Below are 19,505 nucleotides of genomic sequence, written 5' to 3'. Positions count from 1 at the left end.
AATGCGCTCAGGAAAGTGAGGAGGACACAAAAAAACACCCCGAATAAGGGAGTGGTTTTAAGGACTGCGACGTTTGAACTGCTCCATTTCTCGTATTTTTTCCGTCATATTTTGCAGGCGGTCGGTAAAGGACTTCAGCATGCACTCAGCCCAGGTGGGAAGTTCGGCCAGAAGTTGCTTGTAGCCTTCTTCCGAGACTTTCACCAGTACAACGTCGGTGGTGGCTTGTGCTGAAGCTGAACGGGGCATTTTTGAAATCAAAGCAAATTCACCAAAGGATTCTCCATCGGTGATGTCACAGATGTGAATGCGTTTTCCCATCTGGTCTTTGGTGAAGATGTTCACCACACCGGATTCGACGATATAGAAGTGATTTTCGATATCGCCCTCAAAGAAGATGTAGTCGCCAGGTTGATAGCTCTCTTTTACAATAGCGCTCTGATCGTCCATGTCAGAATCCTCTCGATGTGTGAATGTTCTATTTAATTATTCTACTCAGATCATGCACATTTTTGACAAATGAAATTTTCTTCTCTTTCGAAAGCTTCACTTCCTCCAAATGGCGTTTGTTGGAAAACGGAATCACAAAGTGCATAAAGCCCAGCTTGTCAGCTTCGCGGATTCTTTGTTCCACAAAAGAAACCCCACGGACTTCGCCAGTTAAACCGATTTCACCAAAGAAGCAGGTTTTTGCATCCAGATCTCTGCGGCCTTCTGTGGAAAGTACCGCAGCAGCCACCGCCAGATCTGAAGCAGGCTCCACCAGCTTCAAGCCACCTACCACGTTGATAAAGATATCACTGTGGGCCAGGCGAATATCCAAGTGGCGATCCAAAACGGCCGTCAGCAAATGCAGACGATTGATATCAATTCCCAGCGCCGTTCGGCGAGGCATGGCCATGGGACTGGAAAGGGTCAGCGCCTGCACTTCACAGAGCAGTGGTCTTGTTCCTTCCATCGACGCGAACACGGCCGATCCTATCAGTTGATCGCCACGTTCTTCCAAAAACAGTTCTGATGGGTTTGAGACTTCTTCCAGACCGCGCGAGTTCATCTGGAACACACCCAGTTCATGAGCCGCACCAAAACGGTTTTTCAAAGCCCGCAAAAGACGGAAGTTGTAAGAGACATCACCGTCGAAGGACAGCACGCAGTCGACCATGTGCTCAAGCACCTTCGGGCCGGCAATGCTGCCGTCTTTGGTGACGTGACCAATCAGGATGACTGTGATGCCTTCTTGCTTGGCTAGTCCCATCAAATGACCGGCACACTCGCGCACCTGGGAAACTGAGCCGGGGGCTGCCTGCAAATCAGGCAGGAACATGGTTTGGATCGAGTCCACCACTAGAACATCGGGTTTTTTAAAGCGCGCCATTTCCATGACGGCCTGAAGGTTGCTTTCACAACCGATTTCAATCAGCGGAGAACGAATGTCCAAACGATGCGCCCGAGATCCGGTCTGCGAAACGCTTTCCTCTCCAGAGATGTAGAGAACCTTGTGTTTGTTTTTGGCTAAACCACCAGCCATTTGCAGCAAAAGGGTGGACTTACCAATACCAGGCGAGCCCCCCAGAAGAACGAAGCTGCCTTTGGCAAGACCGCCCCCCAAGACACGATTGAGTTCTTCAAAACCCGTGTCGAAACGATCCAGCTTCACCTCTTCAAGTCTTTGGTCCAGGGTGACTGGTTTGGAAGCCGCGGCATCCCTCTCCGGAGAGCCAGTGGACCATCCTCGAGTTTTGACCTCGGGCATCTGCAGTTCTTCGACGTAGGAATTCCACGCGCCGCAGTCAGAGCATTTTCCTTCCCACCTAGGTCTTTGGGCCCCACAATTTTGACAGGTATAGATCGTTTTAGTTTTCGATTTTGCCATAGATATTCGGTATCATTATTAAATGACGGAAGCACCTGAAAAACGATTTGGGAAGGGGCTTCTTTTTATTGGAACTGTACAACTTTTTGTATCGGAGTGGTGGACATGAAGGTCTTCCTGAAATGCATTGTTTTTTCTCTTTTGATGGGTCCTTTGGCGGGAGCTCAAACAACCAAGAACGATCTGGAGCCCTTTAAAAAGGCGCTGGAACAATTTCGTGCCGCCAAATATGAAGAAGCCATTCCTGCATTTCAAGCTCTTCTGAAAGACAAGACCTCTTTGGAAGAATACGTGCGCTTCTATCTGGGTCAGTCCTACATGAAAACATCCAAGTGGGACGAAGCAGAAGGGGAGCTGAAGAAAGTTCTGGAGCTTTCCCCAAATGTGAAGATGTCCATTGAAACATCCAATCTGATGGGTCAGATTGCCTTGGAAAAAAAGAACTTCAAACAAGCCAGCGTGCAGTTCATGAAGCTGGAAAAACGCACACGTAACACCGAGGACTACCCGGATGTCATTTACAACCTTGCCATTGCGGAAAAAGGTTTGAACCGTCATGGCAATATGTGCAAATGGCTGGTGAAGCTTTACGAGCGTCATCCGGCCTATCCGAAAGTCGCTGACTGGAGTGTGGACCTTGCCAGCAATGAATTCCAAGGTAAACCCACAGATTGCAAAGCTACACCTGAAGATTTCCGCACCCGCGTTCGTTATTTGCTGTGGGCCGGACAGGATCAAAAAGCTCAGGCTGAAATCAATATCATGAAAAGCAAACTTCCCAAGTCGGACAAATATCTTTCCGACAAACTGCAGGCCCAGTTCTATCTGCAGGAAGGGGAAGTGGTTAAAGCTGTTGAATTGTTAAAGCCCTACTATGAAGCCAATAAAAGAAACTTTGATTTCCTGATTCTGTTTGCCTCTGCAGCCGCGCGAGCAGGGGAAGTGCAACTGGCAGTGGGATCTTACTATTCTGCCTACAAGATGAGCCCGAAGTCCAAGACCGGCCGTCAGGCGCTTTATCAGTCCGCTTTCCTCAGTTATCAGTTCCAGGACTATGACGGAGCTGCTCGTCGCTTCCAGGAGTTCATGAAGGCGTATCCAAAATCCGGCTTGAACCGCGATGCTCAATGGCATTTGGCGTGGCTGAAGTATCTCAAAGGTGATTACCAGGGGGCGTATAAAGCTCTGGGTGAATTGAATGCGGCGAAAAAAAGAAACAAAAAAGCCTGGAAGTCCTTCCCAGAAGATCGTGTGACTTACTGGATGGCGATGAGCTTGTATCGCCAGGGGAAAGTGGAACAGGCCCGCGCCATGATGTCTTCTTTGGCGAAGGATTCTTTGCTGGGGTACTATGCGATCGCGGCCCAGGCCCGTCTGAAGAAGATGGAGGAGATCAAAGTTCCTCGGTTGGCAGAATCCAGCCTGCCGACCCAACCGCGTGTGATTTCCCGTTTCTCGGCCGGCGAATTCCTGATGCCATTTTCGCAAGAAAGCTATCGTGGGGATGAAAGTGAATCAGAAGAAAATCTGATCCTGACCCAGTATTCTGCGGACGATGAAAAAGGGGAAGAGGAAGAAGCCGAAGCGGTGGACAACCCGGATTTGAAGTCCGTGGAAGTGGCTGATTCGGTGGAATCTGCGGATGAAGTTCCGGATGCCAGTGGTGAAAAAGTGGCGACGTTCTCGAACCCGGCGCTGATGAAGCGCTTTGAACGGGCTCGCGATATGATGATTCTGGGTGAAAACGAATGGGCGCGTTGGGATCTTTATGACATTGAACGCAAGACATCCAACCGCGAGTACCTGCGCACGTTGATGAGCGAATACAATACGGCCGGTCACTACAACCGATCTTCGTATATCGCACAGATCAACTTTGGCGGTCAGCGCGCCGCTCATGGCGTGGAAGGAATCCGTTATCTTTGGGAGTTTGCTTATCCTCGCGCCTATTCCGAGCATGTGGAAAAATACACCAAGAAATTCTCTGTGCCGGAAGAGCTGGTATGGGGGATCATGCGCGCGGAAACTCATTATCGCCGCGACGCGATTTCTCCGGTGGGGGCTTTGGGCTTGATGCAGGTGATGCCGTTCACGGGGCACAAAGTGGCGATGCTTTTGAACGAAAAAGAATTCAAAGCCCCGATGCTGTTGCAGCCGGAAACATCCGTGAAAATCGGCTCGCGTTATTTGAAACGCCTGATGGATCGCTTTGAAAATACGATCCCACTGGTGGCGGCGGGTTACAATGCCGGTCCTCACCGTGTGAAAAACTGGCTTTCCAGCTTCGGTAATCTGGAAACCGATGAGTTCATTGAGCACATTCCGTTCCTGGAAACTCGCAACTATGTGAAACGTGTGGTTTCCAATGCGCACATTTATTCACAACTGTACGGCAACAAAAAAGATCTTTTCCCTTATCTGGCGGGTGCGGTGCCGGTGAAGTTCACCGCCGAGCTGGCAGGAAAAGAAAACTGGGATGACATTTGAGCGATACGGGATTTCGTTTTGTCTTAAAAAAGTTATTTGAAATGTTAGCGTCGCTGGTGGTCCTGGCGACGCTAACATTTTTTTTGCTTAAAGCCCTTCCAGGTGGTCCCTTTGACGGAGACACCGCGCTGAACCCTGTGGTCAAGGAAAAGCTGTCCGAGCACTGGGGAGTTCAGCAGTCCGCGCTGGGGCAAGTGGGTTCTTATCTGTTGGCGGTGGGGCAGGGCGATCTGGGAATTTCCATGGCAAAGCCCGATCGCACAGTGGCAGAGATCATCGCGCAAGGGGTGCGCAACACGCTGGCCTTAAACGGCATTGCTTTATTGTGCATCTTGTCCGGAGCCTTCATGGTGGCGGTGGCGGCCGTGCGTTTCCGTGAAACCTGGATTGAAACCATGGTGGATCAGATGGTGATTGCGTTTTTGTCACTGCCCAGCCTGTTCTGGGGTCCATTGTTAATATATCTTTTCGGTTTTTACTGGAACCTTTTGCCAGTGGCCTTTTTGGCTTCTCCGATTCACTATGTGCTGCCGGTTCTGACGTTGAGTTTGCGTCCACTGGCCTCTTTGATTCGTCTTTTGAAAAACTCGCTGAATGAAAATTTCCAGATGGATTACGTGCGCACAGCCAAAGCCAAAGGCATTGGGGTGTGGGCGATTTTGATTCGGCACGTTTTAAAGAACTCGCTGGTTCCGTTTCTGAGTTACGTGGGGCCTTTGATTGTTTCATTGCTGTCGGGTTCGTTCCTGGTTGAAGTTCTTTTTGCCGTGCCGGGATTGGGAACCGAGTTCATCAGTGCCTTGAACGACCGCGATTACACCTTGATCGTGGGGCTGACGCTTTTCTATGGCAGTCTGTTGATCGTGGTGAATTCGTTGATTGATGTGCTTTTGCGTCTGGCAGATCCACGCTTAAAGGAGCAGGCATGAGAAAAATCTTGTTCGCTTTGGCCGTGGTGTTTTTGGGAATTCTTCTGTTTGCCACAATCTTTGGGCCCTGGTTGCTGGCGACCTCCGGACTGGAGCAAAATGTCGAAACCATTTTACTGCCGGCGGGGAAAGAGCATCTGTTCGGGACGGACAGTCTGGGGCGTGATCTTTTTGCACGCGTGCTTTTGGGGGGACGAATTTCACTGGTGGTGGGACTTTTGGGGTCGCTCATGGCCTTTGTTGTGGGGCTTTGTTATGGCGGTGTGGCCGGTTGGTCGGAAGGTCTTGTGGACCGCACGCTTATGCGCTTTTGTGACATCCTGATGGCCATTCCCAGCTTTATTCTGGTGTCGGTATTGTGTTTAAGTCTGCAGTTGCTTCTGCCCTTTGAAGATCCTTTGTACCGTTCCTTGATCAGTCTGTGTGTCAGTATTGCGGCGACTCACTGGATGAGTCTTGCCCGGGTCACCCGCGGGATGGTTCTGGAAATCAAGCGCAAGCCTTTTGTGGAAGCCGCCATTGCGTTGGGTGGCAGTCGCAGTCATATTTTTTTCAAGCACATACTGCCGAATATGCTGGGCACATTGTTGATTCTGGTGGCGATGCAGATTCCGACCAACATCTTGTATGAAAGTTTTATGAGTTTTATCGGGTTGGGGATTCATCCGCCGTACACAAGCTGGGGTATCTTGGTGCGAGAAGGGTGGAAGACTCTTTCCAGCTTCCCGCATCTGATTTTGTTCCCCAGCCTGGTGTTGTTCCTGACGGTGTGGAGCTTCCACATCATCCTGGATTATCTGCGTCGGCCTAAATTCTAAAGACCTTTGGGAGGCTGCCAGCCGCCGAAGGTTGTTTCCAGGAATTCCGCACAAGACAAAGCCAGATGGTCCTTCATGTAAGGGGCCACCACCTGCACACCCAGTGGCAGGCCGTCTTCATTCAATCCCATCGGCACTGACGTTGCGGGATGTCCCAAAGTCACAAAGATCGCTGTGTAGATAAAATCAAACGGTGACCACAAAGGCGCACGATGTTTCGGAGCCACGCGCGGATGTGGGGGAAGGATCAAAAGACCTTCGTCGCCCAGTTTGGCATCCAGTTCAGCGCGCATCTTTGCCAGAGCTTGCATTTCTTCGGCAAAGTCTTTTTTGCTGGTGTCAAAAATTTCTGCCAGCGACACCAAAAGATTTGGCAGGGTGTAGTCGCCTTTACCAAATGTCAGCTTCAGAATTTCTTTTCCGATGGACAGATGTTGGGTGGGTCCCATCAAAGTCTCATACAGATTGCGAGTCTTGGAGTTTTTCAGGGCTGCAAACCACAGCTCCACCGCGCGAACAAAGAAGCGTGGATCCAGTTCTTCCACCTCAGCACCCAGCTCTTTAAACAACTTTCCACAATTACGCACGGCTTGTGCCATATCGTCATCCGTCCCGCGCGCACGGTGGAAATTGGGTGTTGGACAGATCAGGATTTTTCGTCCGGCCCATTCCTCTGTCAATCCACCCAGTGACGGGGTTTTGACGGTCTGTTGATCGATATTATCCGAACCCATTAAGACTTTTAGCATCGGATAAAGATCCACTGCTTTACGAGTCATCGGTCCCATGGATGTGAACGGATACTTTTCCCCCAACAAAGTGGTGCGGAAGTCATCTTCCACAAAAGGGAAATGTCCAGTCAGAGGCAATAGATAGCGAGAAGGCTTGTGGCCGAAGACACCACAGAAAGAGGCTGGCATACGAATGCTGCCGCCAATATCACTTCCCAGACCCAAGGGGGTGGCACCTGCGCCCAGCAAGGCTCCTTCACCACCACTGCTGCCACCGCAAGTGCGGCCCAGGTCGTAAGGGTTGTTGGTGCGGCCATAGACCGGATTGTAACATTCAAACCAGAAGCCCAGTTCCGGGACATTGGTGGTTCCCATGGGAATGGCGCCCGCTTTTTTCATACGCGCCACCACGGTCGCATCCCAGTCCATCACTTCATTTTTGCGATGAATGCTGCCGCCCGTGCGTTTCATGCCGGCATAGGCGAACATTTCTTTGACGGTGAAGGGCACACCAAAGAACACCGGCAGGTTGGTGTTGTCTTTGGCCAATTGCTCTGTTTGTTCATGCGCCAATTTTCTGGCGCGAACAAAGTCGTCTTCCACCATGGCATTCAAAGCAGGATTGACCTGTTCAATGCGGGCGATGTGCGCTTCAAGCACTTCGGTGGGGGAGAACTGTTTGGAAACAATTTTTTTATTCAGTTCAACAGCAGAAAGCTTCAGAAGTTCATTCATAAAAAAACAAAAGGGAGCTGCGAGCTCCCTTTCCTTTCGGAACTAAACGTTAAATTTGAAGAACAAGACGTCGCCGTCTTTTACCACGTACTCTTTACCTTCGATGCGGTATTTGCCGGCATCCTTGATGGCTTGTTCGGACTTATAGTTGAACAAGTCTTCACAGTGGTAAGTTTCAGCTTTAATGAAACCGCGTTCGAAGTCCGAGTGAATCACACCCGCAGCCTGAGGAGCTTTCGTGTTGGCACGAATAGTCCAAGCGCGAACTTCAGTCACACCTGCAGTGAAGTAAGTCTGCAGACCCAAAAGTTTATAAGCTTCACGGATCAGGCGGTTCAGGCCTGGCTCTTCCGCGCCCAAAGCGTCCAGGAAGTCCTTACGTTCTTCTGGTGGTAACAAAGCAATCTCTGCTTCCATCGCAGAACAGATCAGAATGGTTTTGTTGTTTTCCTCAGCGGCGCGAGCCTCAACAGCTTTTGTCCAGTCGTTGCCACCGGCGGCGAAGTCCGTGTCGTTCACGTTCATCGCATAAAGAACTGGTTTTGCCGTCAGCAGGTGCATTTCGCGCAAAGCACCCATTTCCATATCGTCCAAGGCAACGGAACGAGCCGGAAGGCCTTTACCCAAAGCCTCTTTGATTTTTTTGGCAACTTCCACTTCCAGCTTCAATTTCTTGTCGGTGGAATTCTTGGCTTGTTTTTCCGTGCGCTGCAAACGCTTTTCCACGGAATCCAAGTCAGCCAAAAGAAGTTCCGTGTTGATGATTTCGATGTCACGGATCGGATCTACGGAACCTGCCACGTGAATGATATTTGGATCATCAAAGCAACGAACCACGTGAACGATGGCATCAGTTTGACGGATGTGGGACAGGAACTGATTTCCCAAACCTTCGCCCTGGGAAGCTCCTTTAACGATACCCGCGATGTCCACGAATTCCATTGTTGTCGGAACAACCTTTTGAGGTTTGATGAATTCGGTGATTTTATCCATGCGTGGATCGGGAACTGTCACAACGCCCACGTTTGGATCAATTGTACAGAACGGATAGTTAGCGGCCTCAGCCTTTGCGGAAGTAAGAGCGTTGAACAAAGTACTTTTGCCAACATTCGGTAATCCTACGATACCAACCTGAAGTGCCATTAAAAACCCCTTGGAAAACAGTATTAAACAAACGCAGTCAATCTAGCTTAAGTGTTGAATTTTGTCGAAGCTTTTTGAATTCCGTCCAGAATGATACTTTCAATCGCATCACCGGCTTTATTCAGGAAATCCGGCATTTGCGCGAACTCTTCTTTGGTAAATTTGCCCAGCACATAGTCGGCCACGGGAATATGAGGATTCTCGGGACGACCGACGCCCAACTTCAGGCGGGTATAGTCCATGGACCCCAACAGACCCGAGATGCTCTTAATGCCGTTGTGGCCGCCATGACCACGGTTCTTGTGAATCTTCATCTGATTGAAGGGCTGGTCAATGTCGTCATGAATAACAATGAGGCGTTCCTGAGGGATTTTATAGAAGCCCATCAAAGGCTGCACGGATTCGCCGGAAAGATTCATGTAGGTTTGCGGTTTGCAAAGGATGACCGGGTGATCTTTGATTTTGGTCTGCGCAATTTCGGCCTTGAATTGATTTTTAATGGCGGGGTTGCCCAGGCCTTCCATCAAATAGTCGATGGCCATAAAGCCGATATTGTGTCGAGTCAGTTTATATTCTCCGCCGGGATTTCCAAGTCCAACAATCAACCACATTGTTCAAGCCTTTCAAAAACAAAAGGCAGCTCGGGTGAGCTGCCTTTTTGAACTATCAATTCGTGCGTGCGAATTATTTTTTCGCAGCAGGTGCTTTTGCAGCAGCAGCTGGAGCAGCAGCAGCAGGAGCCGCAGCGGCAGCAGGAGCAGCAGCTTCTTCTTCTTGAGCGTTAACAACTGCAACAGTTTGCTCAGCGCCAGTGATCATTTTCACGGAGCCAGAAACTTTGATGTCGGAAACGTGAAGAGCATCACCAACTGCCAAGTTAGAAACGTCAGCAGTGAAGAATTCAGGGATTTCAGTTGGCAAGCACTCAACCTCAACGGAACGAAGAACAACGTTCAACAAACCGCCTTCAGAAAGACCGATTGGTTTACCTTCAAGACGAACTTCAACGTTAACGCGAACAGCTTTCTTAAGATCCAAAGCAAAGAAGTCTACGTGTTGTGGACGACGAGTCAGTGGGTGTACGTCTACGGATTTGATCAAAACAACGATACCGTCTGCTGTTTTGTCAGTGGATTTCAAGTTGAAAAGAGCATTCTCGTAAGCACGAGTGTTGTACTTAACGATTTCTTTTTCACCAACGGAAACGTTAGTTGGAGTTACAGCTCCGTAGATAACAGCAGGAACGTTGCGGCTCACGCGCAGGCCACGGCTTGTGTGTTTACCAGTTTGACGAGGTTCAACTGTAAGGTCGATTCTTGTTTTCATTTTTTATCCTTCTAGTCCAATAGAGGAAGTTAATAATATCCACCAGATGGTGGTTTAAGTTTTTACTTCAGCTTTCGCACCTTTCGGCGCTTCAGCTCTGTCGGCTGAGGCCGCTTAGTCAAAAAGCGAACTGACAGAGTCGTTGCCGTGGATACGCTTGATCGCTTCAGCCAGAACCGGAGCTACAGAAACCACTTCAATTTTTCCGCAGTTTTTCGCCGCTTCAGTCAGCGGAACCGTGTCAGTCACCCAGACTTTTTCGATCTGGCTTTCTTTTAAACGATTGATCGCGGGACCCGATAAAACGGGGTGCGTTGCAACGGCGAACACACGTTTTGCCCCATTCTTGTAGAGGCTGTCAACTGCTTGTGTAAGAGTTCCCGCCGTATCGATCATATCGTCCACGATCACGGCCGTTTTACCAGCCACATCCCCGATTAAATGCAACGCTTTGGCCTCATTAGGTCCGGATCGGCGTTTATCGATAATCGCCATCGAGGACTCAATTCTTTTGGCAAAGGCCCGGGTTCTTTCGACCCCTCCGGCGTCTGGACTCACCGCAACAAAGTCGGAGCCCTGGCCATAGGCCTCACGCCAAGCGCGAGCCAAAGTCGGAATTGCAAACAAGTGATCCACCGGAACATTGAAGAATCCTTGGATTTGGGCGGCGTGCAGGTCCACGGACACCACACGGTCGGCTCCGGCGGTCGTCAGCAAGTCGGCCATCAATTTGGCAGAAATGGGCGCACGGGGAGCCACTTTACGGTCCTGGCGGGCATACCCGTAATACGGGATCACGGCCGTAATGGAGGCGGCAGACGCCCGGCGAAGGGCATCGAGCATCACAAAAAGCTCCATGTAGTTCTGGTTCACCGGAGGGCAGGTGCTTTGGACGACAAAGACATGCTGTCCGCGAACGCTTTCATGGATTTCGACCTGAATTTCGCCATCAGCAAAACTGCTGACTTCACAGTATCCGAGCTCAACTCCAGCGGCTTCGGCTACTTTTTTGGCTAATATGGGATTGGCATTGGCAGTAAAGATTTTTAGGCCCTTCATCACTCGTAGTCTCCTGAGTTGACGTTGTGCACTCTGACGCTGTCAGAGTAGGGATGCGTTTAAAGGAAGCTAGCAAGGGGTCCTGATTTTGTCTACCCAAAAGGGGCCTTTTTAGGGCCCCTTTCTCTATATTTCTCCTCTGGATTTATGCTTCAAGCGCACGCGCAGATCCTGGGAAATTTTTTTCCACTTTTGACGCTCTTCCCGGGCGATTTCCGGATCGGATTTGCGCTGAAAATAACGCAGTTCTCGATCCAAATTTTGAAAACTTTCCCATCTTTCTGTGGAAAGTTCCCCATTTTGCAAAGCCCGCAGGATGGCGCAGCCCGGTTCAGTTCTATGTTGGCAGTCAGAAAACCGACACTGGGTGGCCAGATCGACAATATCCTCGAACTGACTATCAAAGCCCTCGCGGTGGTCCAAAAGCCCCAACTCGCGCATACCCGGGGTGTCCATCAGTAAGGCTCCCGAGGGAAGCTGGTACAAGGATCTTGATGTCGTGGTGTGCTTTCCCTTGTCGTCGCTTTCCCGGATGCCCTGAGTTTTGAGCTGCTCTTTTTCCAGCAGCACATTTCCCAAGGTGGACTTGCCAACACCAGAAGAGCCCAAGAGCACCAAACTTTTCCCGGGCACCAAATAAGGATTCAGCCCGAGCACTGTTTCCGGTTGCAGGGCGCTGACGGCGTGAACGGGGACGCCCATATGCTGGGACTCGACCGCCCGAAGCAGGCTGGCGATGTCTTCACAAAGATCCGCCTTCGTCAGAACAATGACAGGGGAGGCATTGCTTTCCCATGCAAGGCTCATGTAGCGATCCAGGCGCTTTAAGTTAAAATCCTGATTCGCCGACATGGTCACAAAGATCGTGTCCACGTTGGCGGCCACCACCTGGGCTCGTGCGCCGCTGCCGGGTTCTTTGCGATAAAAGCAGGATTTTCGTTCTAGCACCTCATGAATCAAGGCTTGCGTTCCGTCTGAATGCAGTTTGCAAATCACCCAGTCGCCCACGCCGGGGTATTCCAGGTTGATATCTGCGTGTTCATAGCGAAACTTGCCGGTCAGTTGGGCTTGGGCTTTTTCAGTGCCATCAGCGGTAAAATAAACCACCCGGTACATTTCGCGTTCTTGATTGATAATTCGAGCGACCACCTCGTCGCTGGCAAGTGGGCGCATTTCCAGTTGTGTCTGGAAAAATACATTCCATCCCCATTCGAGGATGATGGATTGATTAAAATTCACGGATAACTCCATTTAGTTAAAAATAAATAGGAGCTCTCGTGGGGCGGATTTTAAATTAAAATTGAATTAAAGTGCCGCAGGAGAGCCAGCAAATTTGATAGAAGATAGAACAATCATCAGCCCTCCTTTGTTTGGGTGTTTCTAAAGTATTCTCTATATCTGGAAATTATGCAAGTCCCTGGTGCAAAAGAGATCAGTCTGGCAGGAAGTATTCTGCCACACCATAGAATCCTGAAGAATACACCGCGAATATGACCGAGTTGCGCTCGGGATGATAGAGCAGTCGACGAGTTGAGCCTACGCAAGACAGGCCCGGCTGGGACCAGCTTAACTGTGATTCTGAGTCAGTTTTCATATCGTATTGGTAAAGCTTGTTGTTGTTGCAATAGAAGAATCGTTCACGAGTGGCATCGTGGACCTTATTGTCCCAAGCAAAGCCAGTCATGCTTCTAGGGAAGTTCTTATAGGGAGAAATGTCTCCGCCTCGGGTGACCGAATAGATGGTGGAGCTAAACGGAGTCAGCAGCCAACTGTTTGCGGTGGAAGGGTAGGCGCCAGAGAGTCCCCCATAGGAGGGAAGGTAGGCCGTAGCGGCAGGGGTTGTCGTTGTTGGGAAAGGCCCATTGGTTCCGGTCACGCCGGCAACATGATACTGTTTGTAAGAGCTGCTGCTGTCATAGATTTTCAACATGGCATCAACGGTCCCCGAGTTCCAACGGGATTTATGCTGTAACACATCTTTTCCATCCCAGGCCAGAACCTGGCCGTTGTAGGCAATGCTGGCCCCGGCGGTGAAGCTGATACTGGCGCCATTAGTTCCATCCGCTGCGGTCGTGAAGGCAGTACCTCCGCCACCGGCAACCAGATTCGAAGCAAGAGTGCTGTAATCAAGGCGATAAAGCCCGCCTGAATTGCCCCAGAAAATATCGCCAGTGGCAGGATCGGAGGCGAAGTTATAAAGTCCGCCATAGCCGATATATCGGATGCTGCCACCCAGTTGGAATTCACGAATCGAGTAGTTACCCCAGTCGATGATATAGAACCGATCGCGGGCACCGCCAATGTTTTTACCAAACTCAAGGTCCATAATTGAACTGATACGAGCATTGGTGGAGCGATCGCCATCACCAGAGGTGAGGCCCTGACCAAACACGGTCAGGATTTTGTTGTCACTATCTATGGTGCGGATCAAACCTTTTTCCATAAAGAAGATCTGTCCGGTTTTGGAAATGAAGACATCGTTGAGCATAAGCGCACAACTTGTTTTGGGCGTTCCATCGGGACAGATGGCCCTTGAGCCGCTGGTGGTGCCTAATAGCAATGTGAGCGAGTTTGTGTCTGGATCCCATGAATAAAGGGCACTGCGGTCGTGCGTCACCACATAGAATTTGCCATCCATCCCGGTCATCAACCATGGGTGGTAAGGGAAGGCAATGTCATAAGGGGCCATCGTGGAGTAAGTTTGACTGTGGCTTCCATTCAGGAAATCCAAGCGGGCGTAACTTTGTTGATCGTTCCCCAGGACCAGATAGTAGATCATGGCCAGCATGTGCTCGACGGCTGAAGTTGTTGGGTTGAATTTTACGTGAATAGCTCTGGGATAGCGAGTGTAACCACCCTGAGGGGTCCATGGCGCGCTGGCATTGGTGTCAAAGCCTGGCCCTTGAGTCTGGATACGCTCCACTTTTTGAGTGGCTGCAACATAGTGTTGGAAGACCCCATTTCCACTGCTGGAGGCGCGGAAGTACATGTCACCGTTGGGAAGCACGGTCCAGCCAGCGGTGGCTTCATCATAGGCCGCAAGCTTAATCTGATTCCAGTCGACTTGTGTCCCTGCCGGATCAGTGCTTGCTCCGCCGCCAACAATGGTGGTGATGATATTGGTGTTAAGATCCACGCGACGAATGCGATCCGAGTCCCAGATCAGCAGTCCATTGTTGTAATCAAGTCTTAGGGCTTCGGGGTATTTCAGAGTTGCAGAGGTGGCCGGGCCCCCATCGCCACTGGATGTTCCAGTCGTTGGAATAAATTTGTCAATGACCCCTGTGGCCGGATTGATCCACAACAGTCCGTCGACTAGATCCCGAACAAAGACACGTCCGTCATCGGCAAAAATCAGCCCCCCTGAATCCAGGGTGTAGCCCGAGGTTTGGCTGCCGGTTCTGAAGGTGTACCCCATGGCACTGCCTTTCAGTCCTGAGCCAATATTCCCCGCAATAATCTGCAGATTGTCGTCATTGAGACCTGAGGAGCGTGCAAAGGTTTTCAGTCCCAAAGTGTCTTTCGCCGTCACACGAATCGAAAAGTATCCCGAAGTTGGTGCATTCGTCCAGGTGTAGCACCCGGTGGAGGAGTCTTGGTTGGTGCATCCACCATTGACGGCATTTGGAAGATTTTGGGCGCCAGGGATATCGACAAAGTTCACTTCGTCGGTCGTATACGACAGTGAAATTGGATTGGCTGCAAGCCCTTCGAGATCGGAGGCATTCCAACGGATATAGACAGTTTGCTGACTGACGCTGGTTTTTAGCTGTGACTTCAGTGGTGGAGACGACGGAACATCGACATTTGCGGCGATGACGTCCTTAACCACAGGGGGCGTGCCTGGATCGAAGTAAATAGATTTTTTATCGACGCCATCGCTGCCACTGTTGGCAGAGATGTTGCCAGCTTCGTCCATGACCCAAACATAGACAGAGTAAGACTGTTTTGTGAAACCCAAAAGATAGTAGATTCCATCCGCAAGAGTGATTGAGACTGTTTGCGATTGCAACCCCGTTGCCAGAGTTGTCCAACAGGCGGCGTTGCTGGCAGGGGTGGCCGGAGTGCCTATGCTGGAGCTTAGGAAGCACACACGATTCACTTTGCTGAAAGAGTCCGCGGCATTGAGACTGATTTGAACGTTATTGTTCGAGGTGTTCGCGGCTCCATTGTTCAGGTTAAAACTGCTGATGGTGGGCTTGGAGTTATCAATCTTGAATGTCCAGACCGCATTTGCGGAGTTTCCGGCAAGGTCAGTGAAAGAGACTCGCACTTTAGCGCCTGCGTGGGAAACGTCGGGCAGGCTGAGGCTGGTGTTGAAAGGTCTGTTGCTAAGAGGGCCATTGGCGGCTGCTACTGCGGGCTGAGCAATATAGTTACTGCCGTCAGAGGCCAGTTCAACGACAAAGTTCTGGGAACTGGATGTGTTTTGATCGGTGAGCAGCCAAGAGAAAGTGGCTGAACTGTTGCCTTGGAAAATGGCTCCAGAACTGAAACTTATTGCCGGTGCCACAGTATCCAGTGTGAAGGTGGCTGGTGAACTCACGGCGCTGATGTTCCCGACGGCATCCATAGCAAAAGCATAGACAGACTTCAGGCCATCCCCGGTGCTGGTTGTAAAGACTTTGCTGGCAGCGCAGGAGGTCCAGTTAGGATCGCTGGCCAGTGGCACAGAGGCGCTTTCAGAGAAAAGCATTTTGACGGCATCGCCGGTGCATCCGGTAATGTTCATGGAGATTGAGTTTGTATTGCTATAAGCATTACTGGTGCGAGTAAGCACGAGGGAGCCAGGAGCTGTAGAGTCCACAGTCAGGTTGGAGCTGGAGATGGCAGAGTTGCTCCAGCCCGCAGAGTCGATGACTGAGATACGAATCTTGACTTGGGAAGAGTTGATCGAGCTGGGGATTGTCCAGGCATAGCTCCCAGAGGCAGGCTGAGCTGTGGCAATGCTGTTCCAAGTGGTGCCGCCATCAGCGGTGTAATCAATACTGACAGGGGAACCCGCCAAAGAAATATTGTCAGAAGCATTCCAGTTGATACTTTGAACGGAGCCGCCTTGATATGATCCGGAGTTCATCGAAGTCAGAGTGACCGATGGAACCGTGTTGTCCACTGTGAAGGCCAATGTGGAGAGGGTCTGACTGAAGTTGCCAACGGCATCGTAAGCAGTCAGGCGAACCAGCATGGTTGTGGAGTCCAGGGACGGCAGAGTCCAGCTATAGCAACCGCTGCTTCCACCAGGAATGCTACAGCCACCGCTGGAGCCGTTGATTGTGCCAGGGGACAATGTTGTCCAGGTGCTGCCGTTGTTGGAACTGTATTCAATAGCCACAGGGCTTCCGGCAAGTGCAAAGTTGTCTGAAGAGCTCCAGGCGATAGGCTCTGTGCTGCCAGCTTTGAAAATCCCAAAATTAAAGTTATTCAGTGAAATTGTCGGCGCGGCGGAGTCAATGATCAGCGCGGCCAAGGAGGCCACTGTCTTACTGTTGCCTGAACTGTCGGTGGCCTTGGCGCGAATCCGGACTTGGTTTGAATTTATCAGGGGTAAAGTCCAAGTATAACAACCACTGCTACCACCGGGCACCACACAAGTGTCGTTGGCTGCATTGTTAAGAGTGTTTGCAATGGAATTCCAGGTCAAGCCGTTGTCGCTGGAATAGTCAAGGCTGACAGCGCCGCTATTGAGGCCGACGTCATCTGAGGCATTCCAGGTGATTGTTTGAACCGAGCTTCCTTTAAAGCTGCCACTGTTAAACGAGGTCAGTGAAAGAGTCGGGGCAGTGCTGTCGATACCAAATGCGGCAGAAGTGATCGTGGAAGAGTTCCCGGCCATATCCATGGCAATAAGTCTTACTTTTGATCCAGCGGTATTTACTGCGGGCGGGGACCAAAGATAGCTGGTGCTTCCGGCGGCGGGTGTGGCGACGTCCGTAAAAGTTGTTCCATCCTGGGCAAACTGCAAAGTGAGTGAAGAAATATTGTTGGTATCACTGGCTGAAAATTGCAGATTGAAAGGGGTGGCACCTTGAATGGTAACTGGCAGATTAGTCAGGGAAACTGTTGGAGCAGTGGAGTCCACAGTCAGGCTTCCCGACGAGACAGATGAGGCCGTCAAGCCGACTTTGTCGGTGGCCGTAACACGAACTTTGACTGTGTTGGAGTCAATACTTGGAACTGTCCAGAGATATACGCCTGAGTTGCTGAGGCCGGAGGCGATGGAGATCCAAGAACTGCCATTATTGGTAGAGTATTCCAAGGCAATAGGAGCGCTGATCAATCCTCCCGTATCGCTGGCTGTCCAAGAGAACGTTTGGGTCGATCCACCTTTGTAAAGGCCGCTGTTCAGCGAGGTGAGGGCCACCACGGGCACAACAGTGTCATGGGTGAACTCCACTAAAGAATAGGACGAAATATTCCCGGCCAGATCTCGCAGCCAACCATAGATGTTATGAACGCCTTGGGTTGCGGGGATTGTGTAGGTGTAGGTGCCTCCCGCGGTGCAAGTCTGCCAACGGCCGTCACCAAGGCCAGGCTGCAGAGTGGAGTCTGTGAAAATGATCTGAGACGCAGCCTTATTGCAGTTTTGGTTGGTTAAAGAAACGCTGGTGGATTGAGATGGAGTCACGGTATTTAAGGAAAGTGCTGGAGGATTTGGTGCCGTGCTAGAGATGTTAAAGGCTGTACTTGTTGAGGTGTTACTATTGCCGGCATTGTCGATGGCAACCAGTCGGATTTTGACTCCGGTGGCGTCCAGAGTTGGAACCCGCCATTGATAAGAGGTTGCTGAAGAAGCAAGTGTTGCGACATCCGTGAAGGTGTTGCCGTCTTCGGCAATTTGCAAGGTGAGCGAGGCAATTCCATAAGAATCGGTGGCGGCATATGTAAGATCCACCAAAGAATTTCCCTGCAGGTTGGTTGAGCTTAAGGCTGCCAGAGAGACCGCCGGAGCTTGTCGGTCCAGTGTGAAGGTCACTTGGGTTGGAACGGTGGAGATCGTTTTGCTGGCATCCAGGGCCCACAGTTTCAGGGTGATCGGACCATCTTCGGAAGCCAGAGTATAGTTGAGGGTTTGAGTCCCTGTGGTGTTGCAGGTGATGTTGTATGCGGATTCATTTGTCGGTGCAATAGCAGCATTTTCAGTCAACGCTAGAGACGAAAACGACTCGCAGTTGATTAAAGAGGCGCCTGTATTGAGATTCAAGACGACATTTGCAGAGTTGATAAACGCCCCTGTCGGAGTGGTTTTCGTGAAGGTCGGGGAGGTTGGCGGAATTGTGTTGTCAACTTGGATGTTAAAAGTGCGAGTCCAAATTGGTTTTGTCGTGTCGATCTTCCCGGTGCCATCGTCACGCCCCAGGGTGATCTTCACGCTGTGCGAACCCTGGGAGTTGGCCGAAAGGACCTTGCTGAAGAAGGGAGTGCTGGAAAGGGAGACCACTTGATCATCCAGTTCCCACTTGTAGATGGTCAGGTAGTTTGAAGACCAGTGCTCAGTTTCCACAATCGGGGTCAGCGTTTGCCCCTCGCCGAAGCTTGAGGATACCGTCATTTTTTTGATCTCAGGAGTGATGTCTTCGACTTTTTCAACGTTAAAGCCATAGACCTTCAAAAACTCGGCAGAAAGGGCTGGGGAGTTTTTGATTTCAAGGTAGGTGCCCTCTAGAGATGGCAGGCCGTATTCACTTTCAATCATTTGCAGGCGTGCGACGAAGTTTCCGAGTGCAGTCTTGTCAATACTGCTTTTGGAGATCCCCTGGAAGGCCGCTACGGCCAGAGCTTGTTCGGTGAGTTCGCTTCCCAGCGAAATGTTTTGATTTTCCATGCCCGTCAAGGGGCGGCTGAAGCTAGAGTCACAATTGCTCATCACAGCTTTGTACTGGAGACTTCCATTTTTTAAACTGTCGCGGTCTGCCTCGCTGATGGTGAATGCATAAGTTCCATCGCTTGAAACAGAAACTGTCTGTAGAGCTGCGGGATTGTCGCCGCGATAGAGCGTGACGTTTGCGGGGCATCCAAGACCAATGTATGAACCTAGGGTCTTTAGGATGCCCGTGGAAAACTGACTTTCGGGAAGAATGATTTTTCCTGAGATTATAGTAGGGGAAATATCAGTGAGCGTCGCCTGAATATTACACGCGGTTTGACTCAAAATGAGACAAATGATGAGTAAAGAACGCTCCAAGATTCCCATGAAGAATCTATCGGCCACCAACGAGAACAGCTGAAGATTTTTTGCGTTAAAATGAAGATATCTCCAATGAAAGACTCGCGGATGTGTTCTGTATTATTCCATGACAAAGACAATGGTCCTGAAAGTCTCTCACGCCCCGCACCCAGCTCAGTGGCTGCCCTAGAATGTCACACGTGAAGAAAAGTTGAGCTGTGGCATACACTTAAGCCACAG

The 19,505-nt window shown here is 50.6% G+C and carries 12 protein-coding genes; 3 read left to right on the top strand and 9 right to left on the bottom strand.

Features of this window, described 5'->3' with window-relative positions:
• Window positions 1-57: 57 nt before the first annotated feature.
• Window positions 58-450, bottom strand: a complete 393-nt coding sequence (locus ACZ5ZZ_RS12035) for a Crp/Fnr family transcriptional regulator (protein WP_464120510.1) — start codon at window positions 448-450, stop codon at window positions 58-60.
• A 28-nt stretch (window positions 451-478) separates the two neighbouring features.
• Window positions 479-1,873, bottom strand: a complete 1,395-nt coding sequence (gene radA / locus ACZ5ZZ_RS12030) for a DNA repair protein RadA (RefSeq protein ID WP_464131401.1) — start codon at window positions 1,871-1,873, stop codon at window positions 479-481.
• 105 nt (window positions 1,874-1,978) lie between these two features.
• On the opposite strand from radA, the gene ACZ5ZZ_RS12025 reads away from it, so the two are divergent.
• The 3 genes from ACZ5ZZ_RS12025 to ACZ5ZZ_RS12015 are packed head-to-tail and all read left to right on the top strand — an operon-like array spanning window position 1,979 to window position 6,107.
• Window positions 1,979-4,360: a transglycosylase SLT domain-containing protein gene (locus tag ACZ5ZZ_RS12025; RefSeq protein ID WP_464131399.1), complete on the top strand. Its 2,382-nt coding sequence runs from the start codon at window positions 1,979-1,981 to the stop codon at window positions 4,358-4,360.
• Window positions 4,361-4,401: 41 nt separating this feature from the next.
• On the top strand, window positions 4,402-5,289 hold the full coding sequence (locus tag ACZ5ZZ_RS12020; RefSeq protein ID WP_464139612.1) for an ABC transporter permease: 888 nt from the start codon (window positions 4,402-4,404) through the stop codon (window positions 5,287-5,289).
• Entirely contained in the window at window positions 5,286-6,107 is an 822-nt protein-coding gene (locus tag ACZ5ZZ_RS12015; RefSeq protein ID WP_464139610.1) for an ABC transporter permease, read from the top strand. The genes ACZ5ZZ_RS12020 and ACZ5ZZ_RS12015 overlap by 4 nt, the downstream gene beginning before the upstream one ends.
• Here ACZ5ZZ_RS12015 and ACZ5ZZ_RS12010 read toward each other — a convergent pair.
• The 7 genes from ACZ5ZZ_RS12010 to ACZ5ZZ_RS11980 form a co-directional block, all read right to left on the bottom strand.
• A complete protein-coding gene (locus tag ACZ5ZZ_RS12010) occupies window positions 6,104-7,573 on the bottom strand; it encodes an amidase (RefSeq protein WP_464139608.1) in 1,470 nt (489 codons plus the stop codon). The genes ACZ5ZZ_RS12015 and ACZ5ZZ_RS12010 overlap by 4 nt on opposite strands.
• A gap of 42 nt (window positions 7,574-7,615) precedes the next feature.
• Window positions 7,616-8,716, bottom strand: coding sequence for a redox-regulated ATPase YchF (gene ychF, locus ACZ5ZZ_RS12005; RefSeq protein WP_464120516.1), 1,101 nt, complete (start codon window positions 8,714-8,716; stop codon window positions 7,616-7,618).
• A 47-nt stretch (window positions 8,717-8,763) separates the two neighbouring features.
• The gene (pth, locus tag ACZ5ZZ_RS12000) at window positions 8,764-9,327 is read right to left on the bottom strand and encodes an aminoacyl-tRNA hydrolase (protein ID WP_464120517.1); all 564 of its coding nucleotides are present in this window, start codon (window positions 9,325-9,327) and stop codon (window positions 8,764-8,766) included.
• A gap of 73 nt (window positions 9,328-9,400) precedes the next feature.
• Window positions 9,401-10,042: a 50S ribosomal protein L25 gene (locus ACZ5ZZ_RS11995; protein WP_464131393.1), complete on the bottom strand. Its 642-nt coding sequence runs from the start codon at window positions 10,040-10,042 to the stop codon at window positions 9,401-9,403.
• Window positions 10,043-10,156: 114 nt separating this feature from the next.
• Window positions 10,157-11,101, bottom strand: a complete 945-nt coding sequence (locus ACZ5ZZ_RS11990; RefSeq protein WP_464139607.1) for a ribose-phosphate diphosphokinase — start codon at window positions 11,099-11,101, stop codon at window positions 10,157-10,159.
• Between the two features lie 126 nt (window positions 11,102-11,227).
• Window positions 11,228-12,340 (bottom strand): ribosome small subunit-dependent GTPase A, encoded by a 1,113-nt coding sequence (rsgA, locus tag ACZ5ZZ_RS11985; RefSeq protein ID WP_464139605.1) that lies wholly within the window; start codon window positions 12,338-12,340, stop codon window positions 11,228-11,230.
• 193 nt (window positions 12,341-12,533) lie between these two features.
• Window positions 12,534-19,292, bottom strand: coding sequence for a hypothetical protein (locus ACZ5ZZ_RS11980; RefSeq protein WP_464139603.1), 6,759 nt, complete (start codon window positions 19,290-19,292; stop codon window positions 12,534-12,536).
• Between the last annotated feature and the right edge of the window lie 213 nt (window positions 19,293-19,505).

The sequence above is a fragment of the Bdellovibrio sp. HM001 genome (genome assembly GCF_055397275.1).
This window is presented reverse-complemented; position numbering and strand designations above follow the sequence as displayed.